Source organism: Streptomyces sp. NPDC006385 (assembly GCF_040612485.1).
Lineage (GTDB): Bacteria > Actinomycetota > Actinomycetes > Streptomycetales > Streptomycetaceae > Streptomyces.
In genome coordinates, this window is sequence record NZ_JBEXQG010000009.1 from 199,982 (window position 1) to 211,989 (window position 12,008).

13 protein-coding genes are annotated in these 12,008 nt (G+C 70.8%); 8 read left to right on the forward strand and 5 right to left on the reverse strand.

Translation table 11 applies throughout. The features are described 5' to 3' along the window. Window positions 1-3 precede the first annotated feature (3 nt). The 6 genes from ABZ078_RS10165 (at window position 4) to ABZ078_RS10190 (ending at window position 5,677) form a co-directional block, all read left to right on the forward strand. Window positions 4-1,119 (forward strand): ADP-ribosylglycohydrolase family protein, encoded by a 1,116-nt coding sequence (locus tag ABZ078_RS10165; RefSeq protein ID WP_356573556.1) that lies wholly within the window; start codon window positions 4-6, stop codon window positions 1,117-1,119. Window positions 1,120-1,265: 146 nt separating this feature from the next. Then, window positions 1,266-2,345, forward strand: a complete 1,080-nt coding sequence (locus ABZ078_RS10170; RefSeq protein ID WP_356573558.1) for a hypothetical protein — start codon at window positions 1,266-1,268, stop codon at window positions 2,343-2,345. After that, window positions 2,342-3,388 carry a serine/threonine protein phosphatase gene (locus ABZ078_RS10175; protein ID WP_356573560.1) on the forward strand — a complete coding sequence of 349 codons (1,047 nt, stop codon included), beginning with the start codon at window positions 2,342-2,344 and terminating at the stop codon, window positions 3,386-3,388. Before ABZ078_RS10170 ends, ABZ078_RS10175 begins: the two co-directional genes overlap by 4 nt. Continuing rightward, entirely contained in the window at window positions 3,385-4,503 is a 1,119-nt protein-coding gene (locus ABZ078_RS10180) for a protein kinase (RefSeq protein ID WP_356573562.1), read from the forward strand. The genes ABZ078_RS10175 and ABZ078_RS10180 overlap by 4 nt, the downstream gene beginning before the upstream one ends. Before the next feature lie 14 nt (window positions 4,504-4,517). Continuing rightward, complete coding sequence (locus ABZ078_RS10185; RefSeq protein ID WP_356573564.1) at window positions 4,518-5,228, forward strand: vWA domain-containing protein; 711 nt, start codon at window positions 4,518-4,520, stop codon at window positions 5,226-5,228. Next, the gene (locus tag ABZ078_RS10190; RefSeq protein WP_356573566.1) at window positions 5,225-5,677 is read left to right on the forward strand and encodes a hypothetical protein; all 453 of its coding nucleotides are present in this window, start codon (window positions 5,225-5,227) and stop codon (window positions 5,675-5,677) included. The genes ABZ078_RS10185 and ABZ078_RS10190 overlap by 4 nt, the downstream gene beginning before the upstream one ends. Window positions 5,678-5,679: 2 nt before the next feature. Here ABZ078_RS10190 and ABZ078_RS10195 read toward each other — a convergent pair whose 3' ends face one another. Next, a complete protein-coding gene (locus ABZ078_RS10195) occupies window positions 5,680-6,030 on the reverse strand; it encodes a hypothetical protein (RefSeq protein WP_356573568.1) in 351 nt (116 codons plus the stop codon). A 226-nt stretch (window positions 6,031-6,256) separates the two neighbouring features. On the opposite strand from ABZ078_RS10195, the gene ABZ078_RS10200 reads away from it, so the two are divergent. Beyond that, complete coding sequence (locus ABZ078_RS10200) at window positions 6,257-6,733, forward strand: hypothetical protein (RefSeq protein WP_356573570.1); 477 nt, start codon at window positions 6,257-6,259, stop codon at window positions 6,731-6,733. Window positions 6,734-6,812: 79 nt separating this feature from the next. On the opposite strand, the gene ABZ078_RS10205 is transcribed toward ABZ078_RS10200, so the two are convergent. Together ABZ078_RS10205 and ABZ078_RS10210 are read right to left on the reverse strand one after the other, a co-directional pair. Further along, window positions 6,813-8,387: a sodium:solute symporter family protein gene (locus ABZ078_RS10205; RefSeq protein WP_356573572.1), complete on the reverse strand. Its 1,575-nt coding sequence runs from the start codon at window positions 8,385-8,387 to the stop codon at window positions 6,813-6,815. Between the two features lie 150 nt (window positions 8,388-8,537). After that, on the reverse strand, window positions 8,538-9,323 hold the full coding sequence (locus tag ABZ078_RS10210; RefSeq protein ID WP_356573574.1) for an SDR family oxidoreductase: 786 nt from the start codon (window positions 9,321-9,323) through the stop codon (window positions 8,538-8,540). A 113-nt stretch (window positions 9,324-9,436) separates the two neighbouring features. On the opposite strand from ABZ078_RS10210, the gene ABZ078_RS10215 reads away from it, so the two are divergent. After that, window positions 9,437-10,276 carry a hypothetical protein gene (locus tag ABZ078_RS10215; RefSeq protein ID WP_356573576.1) on the forward strand — a complete coding sequence of 280 codons (840 nt, stop codon included), beginning with the start codon at window positions 9,437-9,439 and terminating at the stop codon, window positions 10,274-10,276. 146 nt (window positions 10,277-10,422) lie between these two features. Here ABZ078_RS10215 and ABZ078_RS10220 read toward each other — a convergent pair whose 3' ends face one another. Then, a complete protein-coding gene (locus tag ABZ078_RS10220) occupies window positions 10,423-10,614 on the reverse strand; it encodes a DUF397 domain-containing protein (RefSeq protein WP_356573578.1) in 192 nt (63 codons plus the stop codon). A 268-nt stretch (window positions 10,615-10,882) separates the two neighbouring features. Beyond that, window positions 10,883-11,740, reverse strand: coding sequence for a helix-turn-helix transcriptional regulator (locus tag ABZ078_RS10225; protein ID WP_356573580.1), 858 nt, complete (start codon window positions 11,738-11,740; stop codon window positions 10,883-10,885). Window positions 11,741-12,008: the final 268 nt, after the last annotated feature.

Consider the following 12,008-nt stretch of genomic DNA (forward strand, 5'->3'; position numbering starts at 1 on the left):
TTGGTGGGTGCGACAGCCGGCGCCGTCTGGGGCCGTACCGAACAGCAGGACTTCCGTAGCCGGGTGCGTGGCACCCTGCTCGGGGTGGCCGTCGGGGACGCCCTCGGCGCTCCGGTCGACGGGCTCGGGCTGGACGAGATCAAGGAGCAGTACGGCGCCGAGGGGCTCGTCGACCTCGGGTTCGGATACGGGCGGCGCGGTGCCGTCAGCCATCTCACGCAGCTGACCCTCTTCTCCGTCGACGGCTTGATAAGAGCCCAGGTGAGACGGGACACCGGCGCCTGGCATCCGCCGACCGACCTGCACCGGGCGTACTTGCGGTGGGCCGCCACGCAGCGGGACTGGGGGCCCGACGAACGCCGTAAGGACGACGGGTGGCTGGCGCGCGAGGAGTGGCTGTACGCCCGCCGCGACCCCACCCGCGCTCTCCTCCTCGGCCTCGGCGACGACACCATGGGCACGCTGGAGTCCCCCAAGAACGCGGCCGAGCTCGGGCCCGAGGCCACCGCCCGTTCGGCGCCCTTCGGGCTGCTCGTCGGCTGGGAGCCGCAGCTCGTCGTCCAGCTCGCCGTGGAGTGCGCCACGCAGACCCACGGCCACCCCGTCGCCTATCTGTCGGCGGGCGCCTACGCGGTGATCGTGCACGGGCTCGCCTGCGGGGAGAGCCTCGACGGGGCCGTGCAGCGGGCGCGTGCCCTGCTCGCCCTGCGGCCGGGGCACGAGTCCGTGTCGGACGCGTTGCAGCATGCGCTGGGTGCCGTGCGGCAGGGCATGCCGACCCCGGCGCGGGTGGAGGAGCTGGCGGCCGACGGCTCGGCGGACGGGCTGCTCGCGGCCGCCGTGTACTGCGCCCTGGTGGGGGAGGACATCCGCCACGGGCTCTGCCTCGCCGTGAACCACGACGGCCCCTCCGCCGCCGCGGGCGCCCTCACCGGCGGCCTCCTGGGCGCCCTGCACGGCGAGACGGCCCTGCCCCCGGCCTGGCTGGCCGAACTGGAGGGCCGCCCCACGATCCTCGAACTCGCCGACGACTTCGCCATGGAGATGACCCAGGGGCCGGCACTGCACGGGCCCGCGGGGTCGTCGCCGGGCTGGCTGGCGCGGTACCCACGGGCCTGAGCGGTATGCCCGGGGTACGGCCTCGCCGGGCTCCTGGTGGCAGAGGTCCGTAGCCGGTCGGGAGGGGTCCCGAACGCCCGCTGGTACTTATGAACGGTCAACTCGTGGTGGATGACCGGCGGTTGGTGCCGAGGAGGGGCTGGGGGATGGTGACGCACCCGCTCACGTACGACCCCGTGGTCGACGGTCAGCCGCTGCCGCGGGTCCGCCTGCTGAGTCCCTTGCGGACGCCGCCGCCGGGGCGGGCGTTGGTGCTGGTGCCGGACGCCGGGCCGGCGCTGACGGTCCGCCCGGGGGAGCGGGTGCCCGACGCCCGGTACGGCGTGTACCAGGGGATGTTCCTGGTGGACACCACGGAGCACCGGCTGCTTCTCGACCTGCGTCTGGCCGGCCGGGACGCCGCCGACTCGTTCCACTGCCGCGTGGAGCTGATGTGCCAGGTCACCGACCCCGCCGTGGTGGTGGCCCGGGGCATCCGCGACATGAGCGCCGCATGGTACGGCCCCGTCCACGAACACCTGCGGAACGTGTCGCGCGGGTACGACGCCGGTCAACTCCGGGAAGCGGAGGCGGCGTTGAACGCCGCTCTGCGGGACGTCACCGGCGACCCGGCCGTCCGGCTGTACGGCGCCCGGGTCGAACTGCTCACCCACGGCGCCCCGTTCGACGCGCCCGGCCGAAGCCGCGTGCGCGGCACCCGGCGCGGCCGGCCCGGGGAGGGGACGAGGCCGATGGCCGCACCCGAGGTGCTGCGGGGCGAGGTGGTCGCCCGCAAGGAGGAACCCCTGCCACCGCCCACCCCTCCCCGACCCCCGACTCCACCCCCACCCCCTGCCCCCACGCCGAAGCGCCGCGTCAGCAGGGTGCGGGGTACGGGGCCGGCGGGGGATGGGCGGCGCGGTGGTGAGGGGCGGGGCAGTGGGCTGGCGGGGGAGGAGCGGGGCAGCGGGATGACGGGGGACGGGCGCCGTAGTGGTGGAGGGCGGGGCAGCGGGGTGACGGGGGGCGAGCGGCGCAGTGGTGAGGGGCGGGGCAGCGGGGTGACGGGGGGCGAGCGGCGCAGTGGTGAGGGGCGGGGCAGCGGGGTGACGGGGGGCGAGCGGCGCAGTGGTGGAGGGCGGGGCAGCGGGGTGACGGGGGACGGGCGCCGTAGTGGTGAGGGGCGCGGCAGCGCGGCGGCGGAGGTCGGGCGCCGTAGTGGTGGAAGGTGGGTGACCGGGTCGTGATCATTCCGCCGAAGCCCACCCGCCCGCCGGAGTCCCCTCCCGCCCGGCCGCCCGGCCATCTGACCTGGTCGGCCACCGACGGCCGGCTCCAGGCCCTGGCCGTGTGGACGGAACGCCGTCCCGGCCACGGTGAGGACGCCGAGCCGCTCGCGGCCTACCACCGGCCCACCGGAGACGGGCTGCTGGCCGTGTTCGACGGCTCGGGCGGCTCCGGAGCGGCCGCCGCCTGGCGCGCGCCCGACGGTGCGACGCACACCGGTGCCTGGGTCGGCGCCCGGATCGCCCGGCTGGCCGCGGAGTGCTGGTTCCAGGGCGTTGTCGACTCCGAGGAGCCGGACACCCCGGAGCGGTTGAAGCACTGCCTGCGGGCCGCCCTGGACGCGGCGCCCCGCACGGCACGGAGCAAGGTCACCGGATCCATGCGCCGTCTGCTGCCCACCACCATGGCCGCGGTCCGCTACCGGCTCGGCGACGAGGGCGTCCGCTGGCAGGCTCTCTGGGCCGGCGACTCCCGGTCGTACGCCATGCTTCCCGGCAGTGGCCTGCACGCCCTCACCCGGGACGACACCCATGAGGACGACGCGCTCGCCCAGCTCCGGCAGGACCCGCCGATGACGAACGTGATCTGCGCCGACCGGGACTTCCACCTGTCCGCCCAGCACGGGGAGTTCCGCGAGCCCTGTGTACTGCTGTCCGCGACCGACGGCTTCTTCGGCTACGTGCACACGCCCGCGCAGTTCGAGTGCCTGCTCCTCGAAACGCTCGGGCGGTCCCGGAGCGTGGGCGAATGGGCCGAGCTCATGCGCCGGGCGATCCAGCCGATCACGGCTGACGACGCGTCACTCTCCCTCGTCGCGCTGCGTTTCGACGACTTCACGCACCTGCGCGCGGCCTTCGCCGAGCGGTACGACAGCGTCGTACGGAGCGGGTACCGGGACGTTCCGCCGGCCGGCGGTCCGGACGCGGTGCGCGACTGGCAGGACCGGACCTGGCAGTCCTACCGACCCACATACGAGGAGCTCATGCCGGGGGTGCGGGAGTGAAGCGGGGCGATGTGATCGGCGGGTACCGGGTCGTCACCGACCCGACCAACGCCGACGGCGGCAAATGCGTATGGGCCTTCGCCGAGAAGGACGGCAAGGAGTACTTCCTCAAACGCTTCCTCGAACCCAAGCGTCCCCGTGAGGGCGGCGGTGGCAGCGCCGTGAGCCGGCGCATCCGGCTGGAGACCTGCCGTGAGTTCGAGGAGCGGCACCGGAGCATCATGAAGCGGCTGCGTCCCGACGCCAGTGGCGCCGGCAACCTGGTCCTCGCCACGGACTTCTTCCACGCGGGCAGCACCTACTACAAGGTGACCGAACGCATCGACACAGCCAGCCTGGAGAAGCCGCAGTCCCTCGGCCCCAAGCAGAAGGCGGTGCTGCTGCGGACACTGGCGACGAGCCTGCGGCTGCTGCACGACATCGAGGTGGTGCACGGCGATCTGAAACCGGCCAACGTTCTCGTCCAGAAGCGGGAAGGGGCCGCGTTCCACACCGCGAAGCTCATCGACTTCGACGACTCGTATCTGTGCGGCCGTCCGCCGGACCGGGAGGACATCGCGGGCGACTCGCTGTACGGCGCTCCGGAGTGGCGGCGCTATGTGCAGGGCCACGAGGCCGTCGAGGGCGAGGATCTGACGACGGCCGTGGACGTGTTCGCGCTGGGCCTGATGACCCACGTCTACCTCACCGGCTCGTTGCCCGCGTACGACAGCCGTTTCGGATCGCCGGCGGACGCGGTCGACGCGGCCGAGCCGCTGGTCGTCGACGAGCGGCTCGGCACCGCCACACAGGCTCTGATCGCGGCCATGACGGCTGCCGACCCCAAGGGCCGTCCGAGCGTCGCCGACTTCCTCGCGGCGCTCAAGGACCCGGAGATCTGCGCCCTCCACGACACCCCTCAGCCACGGCCACAGCCACCGCCACGGCCGGCCGCCGCCGACGTCGGGGTGAGCGGCGGACCGCGCAGGAGCCGGGTCCAGTTCAACCCACCCGACCGCTCCGGACACCGGCCGCCCCCGGCCGGCCCCACCGACGACAAGCCGGCCGAGTCCAGGGTCCGCATCAATCTCGGTCACCGCCGAGACGGCCTTGCCGGCAACCGATCCGCCCCTTGACCGAGAGGACGCCCATGAGCGCGGAGATCGAGAAGTACCAGGGGAACCTTCAGTACGCCGTCGACATCGTGATGTGCATCGACGCCACGGGCAGCATGCATCCCGTCCTCGACATTGTGAAGAACAGCTCGCTCCAGTTCCATCAGCGGCTCGACGAGGTGATGGCGAGGAAGAGCAAGGAGATCAGCCAGCTACGGCTGAAGGTCATCGCCTTCCGGGACTTCGGCGACGACCCGTCCGACGCGATCGAGCAGACGGAGTTCCTGCGCCTTCCCCAACAGGTCGCGGAGTTCGAGAAGTTCGTACGTGGCCTCACGGCGACGGGCGGCGGGGACATCCCCGAGTCCGGCCTTGAAGCGCTGGCCCTGGCGATCAACTCCCCCTGGGAGACCGGCCTCGACCGGCGGCGCCACGTCATCGTCATGTTCACCGACGCGCCCGCGCATCCGCTCGGCACGGTGGGTACCACCGCCCAGACGTATCCGCGCAACATTCCGCGCAGCATGGACGACCTCTTCGAGCAGTGGGGGTACGCCCGCAGCCAGACGGCGGTGATGGAGCAGTCGGCGAAGCGGCTCGTCCTCTTCGCGCCCGAGGAGGAGCCCTGGAAGGAGGCCATCGGGGAGGAGTGGGACCTCACCCTGCACTTCCCCTCCAGGGCCGGCGAGGGACTGGAGGAGTTCGAGATGGACGAGATCATCGAGACGATCGCGAACAGCCTGTGACGTTCCGGCTTCAGGGCGCCGACGCCCGGCTCGACTTCAACAAGCGCTGGCTGGTCTTCTCCTGGGGCCACTGGGACGACTACGCGGGCAGCAGCGGCGGTCAACTGTTCCTGCCGCCCGAGCGCTGTGTCTCGATCGCCGGCCGGCTGTCCGGGCCCGACGGAAGCCTGTGCCTGGCGTTCCGGTTCCGGCCCACGGAGGTCGGCGGCGGCGACATCGTCGCGGAGATCGTCTTCGGCCCGGACTGGGCGGACCGGGCCTGGCGGTTCGCGGAGTGGTTCGCGCACGAGTACCGCGTCGAGGGCGTCTCGGCCCCTGGGCGGGACGCCGAGCCGTCCGCCGCCGAGCGGGAGGACGCGGCCCGGGACTGGCTCAGCGCTCCTGTCTCGCCGACGACACGAGCCCTCTTCCGCTCGGTCATGGCCCGCCTGCCCGTCGCGGACTCTTGACCTCAGGGGGCGATGATGACCGGGCCGACGTGGCAGTGCTCGGACTGCGACACGTACAACGACGCCGGGCTGCGGGTGTGCGAGGTCTGTGAGACGCCGCGCGGCGCGGCTGCTTCCCGGACGGCGGCGCCCGCGAAGAAAACCCCCGCCAAGAAAACCCCAGCGAAGAAGACGCCCGCCGCAACGAAACCGGTCCCGAAGAAGGCGACCCCGAAGGCGGCCCCCAAGAAGAGAGCGGCTGCGAAGGGCACGCCCACCCCGAAGACGTCGGCCACGGCCGGGAAAGCGCCCGTCATCAGCGGCACAAGGCCGCCGACCCGCAGCACCGGCGTGTCCAGAGCCCGCCCGGCCATGCCGGGACTGGACTGGGAGTGCCCCGTTTGCCTGCGTGATGTGGTCGGGCGGGTCACTTGCGATGTCTGCGGCACGCTCTGGACACGGGACGCGAGGACGACCCTCCACGGGGAGCCGCTGTTCGGGAGCCCCTCCCGGGTTGCGTCCGCGCCATCCGGCGGGCGGGCTTTCGGGGACCCGCTCCCCCCGAGGCCGATCCCCAGGGAGCCGACCCGCGGCGAGATCGTGGCGGGCTGTGGATGCATCCTGTTCCTCGCGGCGGTCGTCGTCACCCTGGTCGTGCTGCTGATCCTCAACTGGTCGAAGGTGACCTCGTTCGTGACGGGCTCCGACTCCTCCGAGAGCTCCGCGACACCCTCCCCGACGGTTTCCGCGAGCGGCCCCTGCCCGAAGGAGCTGGCCGCGATGCTGCCGAAGGGATCGTCATCGGGCTCGCGACTCGTCGCGGCCTACAGCAGGGAGAACGTCAAGGACCGGTACGCCTTCTGCCGGACGAAGGCGGGGAAGGTCTACTACTTCTTCGCGAAGAAGGCCGGTGCGTCGTACGGCAGGCCCACGGCGGCGGTGAAGTCCGCGGGCGGCTATCTGGTGCGTTTCCCCGACAGCAGTTTCCGCTTCCGGGACGGGGAGGTGACGGCCTACGACAAGGACGACAAGGAGACCTGGAAGGAGAAGCTGATCCCGGAGGCGTCCGCCGACTGACGTCCCCCGAGCCCGTGGGCCCAGGGGACGGGCTCAGTCCTTCAGTCGTTCAGCCCTTCCGTCCTCAGTCCTTCCGTCCTCAGTCCTTCACGCGCGTGCCCACCGCGTCCTCCACCGGCCCCGCCGGGGACGGCACCGCGGCCGCTGCGGCCCCGTCGTCGTCCGTGTTGATGCGCTCGACGATCGCGAGCCGCTCGGGGGTGTCCTCCGGCTTGATGTAGCCGATGAGGATGTACAGGACCAGCGAGACCGCCAGCGGGATGGAGACCTGGTACTGGAGCGGCACCCCGCCCTCGACGTTCCAGTGGATCGGGTAGTTGACCAGCCAGAAGGCGAACAGGCCCATCGACCAGCTGGTGAGCGCGGCCGTGGGGCCGGAGCGGCGGAACGGCCGCAGCAGACCCAGCATCATCGGGATCGCCATCGGGCCCATCAGACCGGCGACCCACTTGATCACGACCGTGATGATGTCCTTGAAGGTCGGGGAGTTGACCTGCGTCGCCGCGGCCATGGACAGGCCGAGGAAGACGACGGTCGCGATCCGGGCGACCCGCAGCCCCTGCCCCTCGCTCCACGTCCGCGCCCTGCGCCAGATCACCGGCGCGCAGTCCCGGGTGAACACGGCGGCGATGGCGTTGGCGTCGGAGGAGCACATGGCCATGGTGTGCGAGAAGAACCCGACGATGACGAGGCCCAGCAGACCGTGCGGCAGCAGCTGTTCGGTCATGAGGCCGTACGAGTCCGACCCGTCCGCCTTCTGTGACTCGACCAGCAGCGGCGACATCCACATCGGGAAGAACAGCACCACCGGCCAGACCAGCCACAGCAGCGCCGACAGCCGCGCCGAGCGCTCGGCCTCGTACGGCGTGGCCGTGGCCATGTAGCGCTGGGCCTGGTTGAGCATGCCGCCGTTGTACTCGAAGAGTTTGATGAAGAGGAAGGCGAGCAGGAAGACGGTCCCGTACGGCCCGACCAGCGGCTCCCCGTGGCCCTGCAGCTCCGGCCGGTCCCAGGCGTCGAGGAAGCCGATGCCCTTGTCGTTCAGTTCCATGATCACCGCGACGAACATCGCGACGCCGGCCAGCAGCTGGATGACGAACTGGCCGAGCTCGGTGAGGGCGTCGGCCCACAGGCCGCCGATGGTGCAGTAGATCGCCGTGATGCCGCCGGTGATGAGGATGCCCTGGTTCAGCGAGATGCCGGTGAACACGGACAGCAGCGTCGCGATCGCGGCCCACTTCGCGCCCACGTCGACGATCTTCAGCAGCATGCCGGACCAGGCCAGCGCCTGCTGGGTCTTCAGGTCGTAACGGTTCTTCAGATACTCCAGCGGGGAGGCCACGTGCAGGCGCGAGCGCAGCCGGTTGATGCGCGGCGCGAACAGCTTCGAGCCGATGGCGATGCCGAGCGCGATGGGGAAGGACCAGGTGACGAAGGACGTGACGCCGTAGGTGTAGGCGATGCCCGCGTACCCGGTGAACATCACGGCGCTGTAGCCGGACATGTGGTGCGAGATGCCGGACAGCCACCACGGCATCTTGCCGCCGGCCGTGAAGAAGTCGCTGACGTTGTCCACCCGCTTGTGCGACCAGACGCCGATCGCCACCATCACGCCGAAGTAGCCGATGAGCACGGCCCAGTCGAGACTGTTCATGTGACCCCTTCCCGGGTTCCGTCCTGTGAACGGCTCGCCCATGGTGGGTGTGGTGGCGCGGGCACGACAAGCGCATGTAGAGTCAACAGAGGGTAAAATAGTTCTGTGTACTGACCTGCGTTCACGCACGTGAACGCCCAAAGGGTGCGATCAGCGCATCAACTCCCCCGCGTTCACCAGAAGCGACTGCCCGGTGATCGCCCGCGCCCGGTCCGAGGTGAGGAACACGGCGGCGTTCGCGACATCCGCGTCCGTGGCCAGCTCGGGCAGGGCCGTGCGGCCGGTCAGGCGAGCCAGTACGTCAGGCTCCGGGACGCCCTCCGCCCGCGCCGTGAACCGCACGTACGCCTGTACGGGCGGCCCCCACATCCAGCCCGGGAGGACGGTGTTGACCCGGATGCGATGCGGGCCCAGTTCGCGGGCCAGCGAGTACATGGCGCTGGTGAGGGCGCCCTTGGAGGCGGCGTAGGCGGCCTGGCGCACCTGGGAGGGGGCGGCCACGGCGGACTGGGTGCCGATGAACACCACCGAGCCGCCGCACTCCTTCAGGGCGGGGAGGCAGGCGCGGGTCATCCGCAACGTGCCCAGCAGGTTGACGTCGATCACCGACTGCCAGGCGGCGAAATCGGCGTCCTCCAGGCCGCCGAAGTAGGAGTCCCGGGCGGCGACATGGACGACGCCGTCGATCCCCCCGAACCGCTCCCGGGCCAGCGCGGCCAGCGCCTCGCACTGGCGCTCGTCGGTGACGTCCGTCGCCCGGTACGCCGTGTGCGCGCCGCCGGGATCGATCTCGGTGGCGCTTTTCGCCAGGTTCGCCTCCGTGCGCGCCCCCAGCACCGCGTTCCCGCCGTCCCGTACGACCGCCGCCGCGACCTGGTGACCGAGCCCGGCACCGACTCCCGAGACGACCACGGTCTTGCCGTTGAGCAGTGACATCGGTGCCTCCATGGCTTCGCCCTGACACGCCCTGACTCTGGCGGTTTATCTGACGGGGCGTCAGAGTATGGGCGTCCGAGGGAGGAAGGAAGGCAGGAGAGGAAGGGAACAGCATGAGCGAGGACACCCGCAGCGAGGTCTACGCCGAACTGGCCGCCGTGGGCCCGTACGGAGTCCACCCGGGGCACGCCCTGATCACCATGGTCGAGCCGCACCCGGGCCACGAGCACGCCTACAACCGCTGGTACGAGGACGACCACTACTACGCCGGCGCGCTGGCGATGCCCTGGATGTTCGCCGGCCGCCGCTGGGTGGCCACCCGGGAGCTGCAACTCCTGCGCTACCCGGAGAAGTCGGCGATCGCCCAGCCGGTCACCGCCGGCTGCTACATCTCCACGTACTGGATCACCGCGGGCCGCTACGACGACCACATGCGCTGGACCGTCGCCATCAACAAGCGCCTCAACCGCGACGCCCGCGTCCACCAGGACCGCACCCACGTCTTCACGGCGTTCCAGGACCACGAGGCGACGGTGTACCGCGACGGCGCGGCGGGCCCCCGCGACTTCCACGCCCTGGACCACCCCTACGCGGGCCTGGTGGTCGAGGTCGTCGACGCCGACTCACCCGAGCGCCGTGCCGAGTTGCTGGAGTGGCTGCGCACCCGCCACCTCCCGAGCCGTCTGGTCGGCTCCCCGGCCGCGATGGTGACCGTCTTCCGGCCCACACCGCTCCCGCTCGACCGCATGTCGTACGTCAAGCAGGTCGAGGGCGTCGACACCCGCCTGACGCTGCTGTGGTTCCTGGAGACGGACCCGAGGCGGTGCTGGGAGGACCGGTTCACCGGCCTGGACACCGCGGTGGTGGAGACGGGACTGGGCCGGGTGGAGCTGGTGGCGCCGTTCATCCCGACGGTGCCGGGGACGGACCGGTACGTGACCGAGCTGCGCTGAGACGGGGAGGCGTCGATCGGCGACCGGGCACGGCCGAGCCCCCTCGGCAAGGACGGCGGGCTGGTCGAGAGGGCTCTACCTGTACTGCTTGTGCAGTTGTTGATCGTGAGGTCGGTTGAGGGGCGAGGATCGGACAGGCCCGCCCCTTACGCCTTGACCGACGCCACGAAGGTGTTCCACGCCTCCGCGGGGAACGCCAGGACCGGGCCCTCGGGAACCTTGGAGTCCCGTACCGCCATGGCCGCTGTGACCGGCGACTTGACCTCGACGCACGCGCCGTTTCCTGTGGAGTACGAGGACTTGGTCCACGTGTCCGTGGCACCCTGACGAATTGCCATGTTTGCTCCGAATTGCCAGATGTTGAGTTGCTGTCACCGCCCCGCGCGGTCCGGACCGGAACCCGCGGGGGCGATTCACGCCAACGTTGTTGCTCGGTGGCGTGATCGACGCTACTCGCCAACATCGGCTGACGAAGCGACTATTCACTCGGCTGGGTGGCATATTCCAGTGGAGTCTTCCATCCCGGCCGGGAGACGGTGTACCGTACGGCGCTTTTCCGGTCGGGGCGGCCGCGCGCGGCGCCGACGGCGCACTCGGCACCGCCGATCAGCGCGCGTACTCCTTGGCGATGTCCGCGATGAACTGCCGCGACTGGTCCACGTTCAGGGCCTGCGCCCGCAGGTGCTCGTACATCACGCTGTACTTCTGGACGTCGTTCGCCTTCTCCAGGTACAGGTCGCTGGTGACGCCCTCGATGTAGACGACGCTGGAGTCGGCCGCGTCCGGGAACTCCAGGATCGCGTACTGCCCGTTGAGGCCCGGGTGCGCGCCCATGTCGAACGGGATCACCTGCACGGTGACATGCGGCAGCTGGGACTGCTCGACGAGCTGCTCCAACTGGTCGCGCATCAGGGAGCGGTTGCCGACGACCCGGCGCAGGGCGGCCTCGTCCAGGACGGTCCACAGCCGCAGCGGGTTCTCCTCGGTGGAGATTCGTTCCTGTCGGCGCATCCGCACCTGGACCCGCTTCTCGATCTCGGCGGACGCCGTCTCCGGCAACGCCCCGGCGATCAGGGCCTCGGCGTACTGCTTGGTCTGCAACAGCCCGGGGACGACCTGCGGGTCGTACACCCGCAAGCTGGCCGCGTCCGTCTCCAGCCCGATGTAGACGCTGTACGGGATGTCGCCGAACGAGTGCCACCATCCCTGCTGCCGCGAGTCCTTCGCCATCTGCATCAGCGAGTCCACGATCCGGTGGTCCTCCACCTCGTAGACCCCGCACAGGTCGCGGACGTCGCGCTGGCTGATGCTGCGCCGCCCGTTCTCCAGCCGGCTGATCTTCGACTGCGACACCAGCAGCCGCTCGGCCACCTCTTCGGCCGTCATGCCCTTGAGCTCACGGAGCCGACGCAGCTCCTGGCCCAGCCGGCGTCGCCTGACGGTGGGATTGACATTGGACGCCACGGGACGTGCACCTCCGGCTGCCTGCCTTGTGATGGCCACTTTGCGTATCTGCTGCTGAGCAGACTGCCACCAAGGTGCTTACTACCGCTGGGAAACGGTGGATATGCGCTCCATACACGCCAGTTCGGGAGCACCCCCGGCACATGCGGCCGCGCGGGGCGACGCAACCGTGGACACCGTCCGGACATACGGACGTACGGTTGCGCACGCTGATCAAGAACGACATCGCCCTGCACGTGGCCCACACCAACGCGGACACCGCCGACCC

Coding starts and splice junctions, on each gene's coding strand:
- ABZ078_RS10195 (WP_356573568.1), bottom strand. CDS start 6,030: ATGGCCGGGCGGGCTCTGGACACGCCGGTGCTGCGGGTCGGCGGCCTT.
- ABZ078_RS10210 (WP_356573574.1), bottom strand. CDS start 9,323: ATGTCACTGCTCAACGGCAAGACCGTGGTCGTCTCGGGAGTCGGTGCC.
- ABZ078_RS10220 (WP_356573578.1), bottom strand. CDS start 10,614: ATGGCAATTCGTCAGGGTGCCACGGACACGTGGACCAAGTCCTCGTAC.
- ABZ078_RS10170 (WP_356573558.1), top strand. CDS start 1,266: ATGGTGACGCACCCGCTCACGTACGACCCCGTGGTCGACGGTCAGCCG.
- ABZ078_RS10215 (WP_356573576.1), top strand. CDS start 9,437: ATGAGCGAGGACACCCGCAGCGAGGTCTACGCCGAACTGGCCGCCGTG.
- ABZ078_RS10205 (WP_356573572.1), bottom strand. CDS start 8,387: ATGAACAGTCTCGACTGGGCCGTGCTCATCGGCTACTTCGGCGTGATG.
- ABZ078_RS10185 (WP_356573564.1), top strand. CDS start 4,518: ATGAGCGCGGAGATCGAGAAGTACCAGGGGAACCTTCAGTACGCCGTC.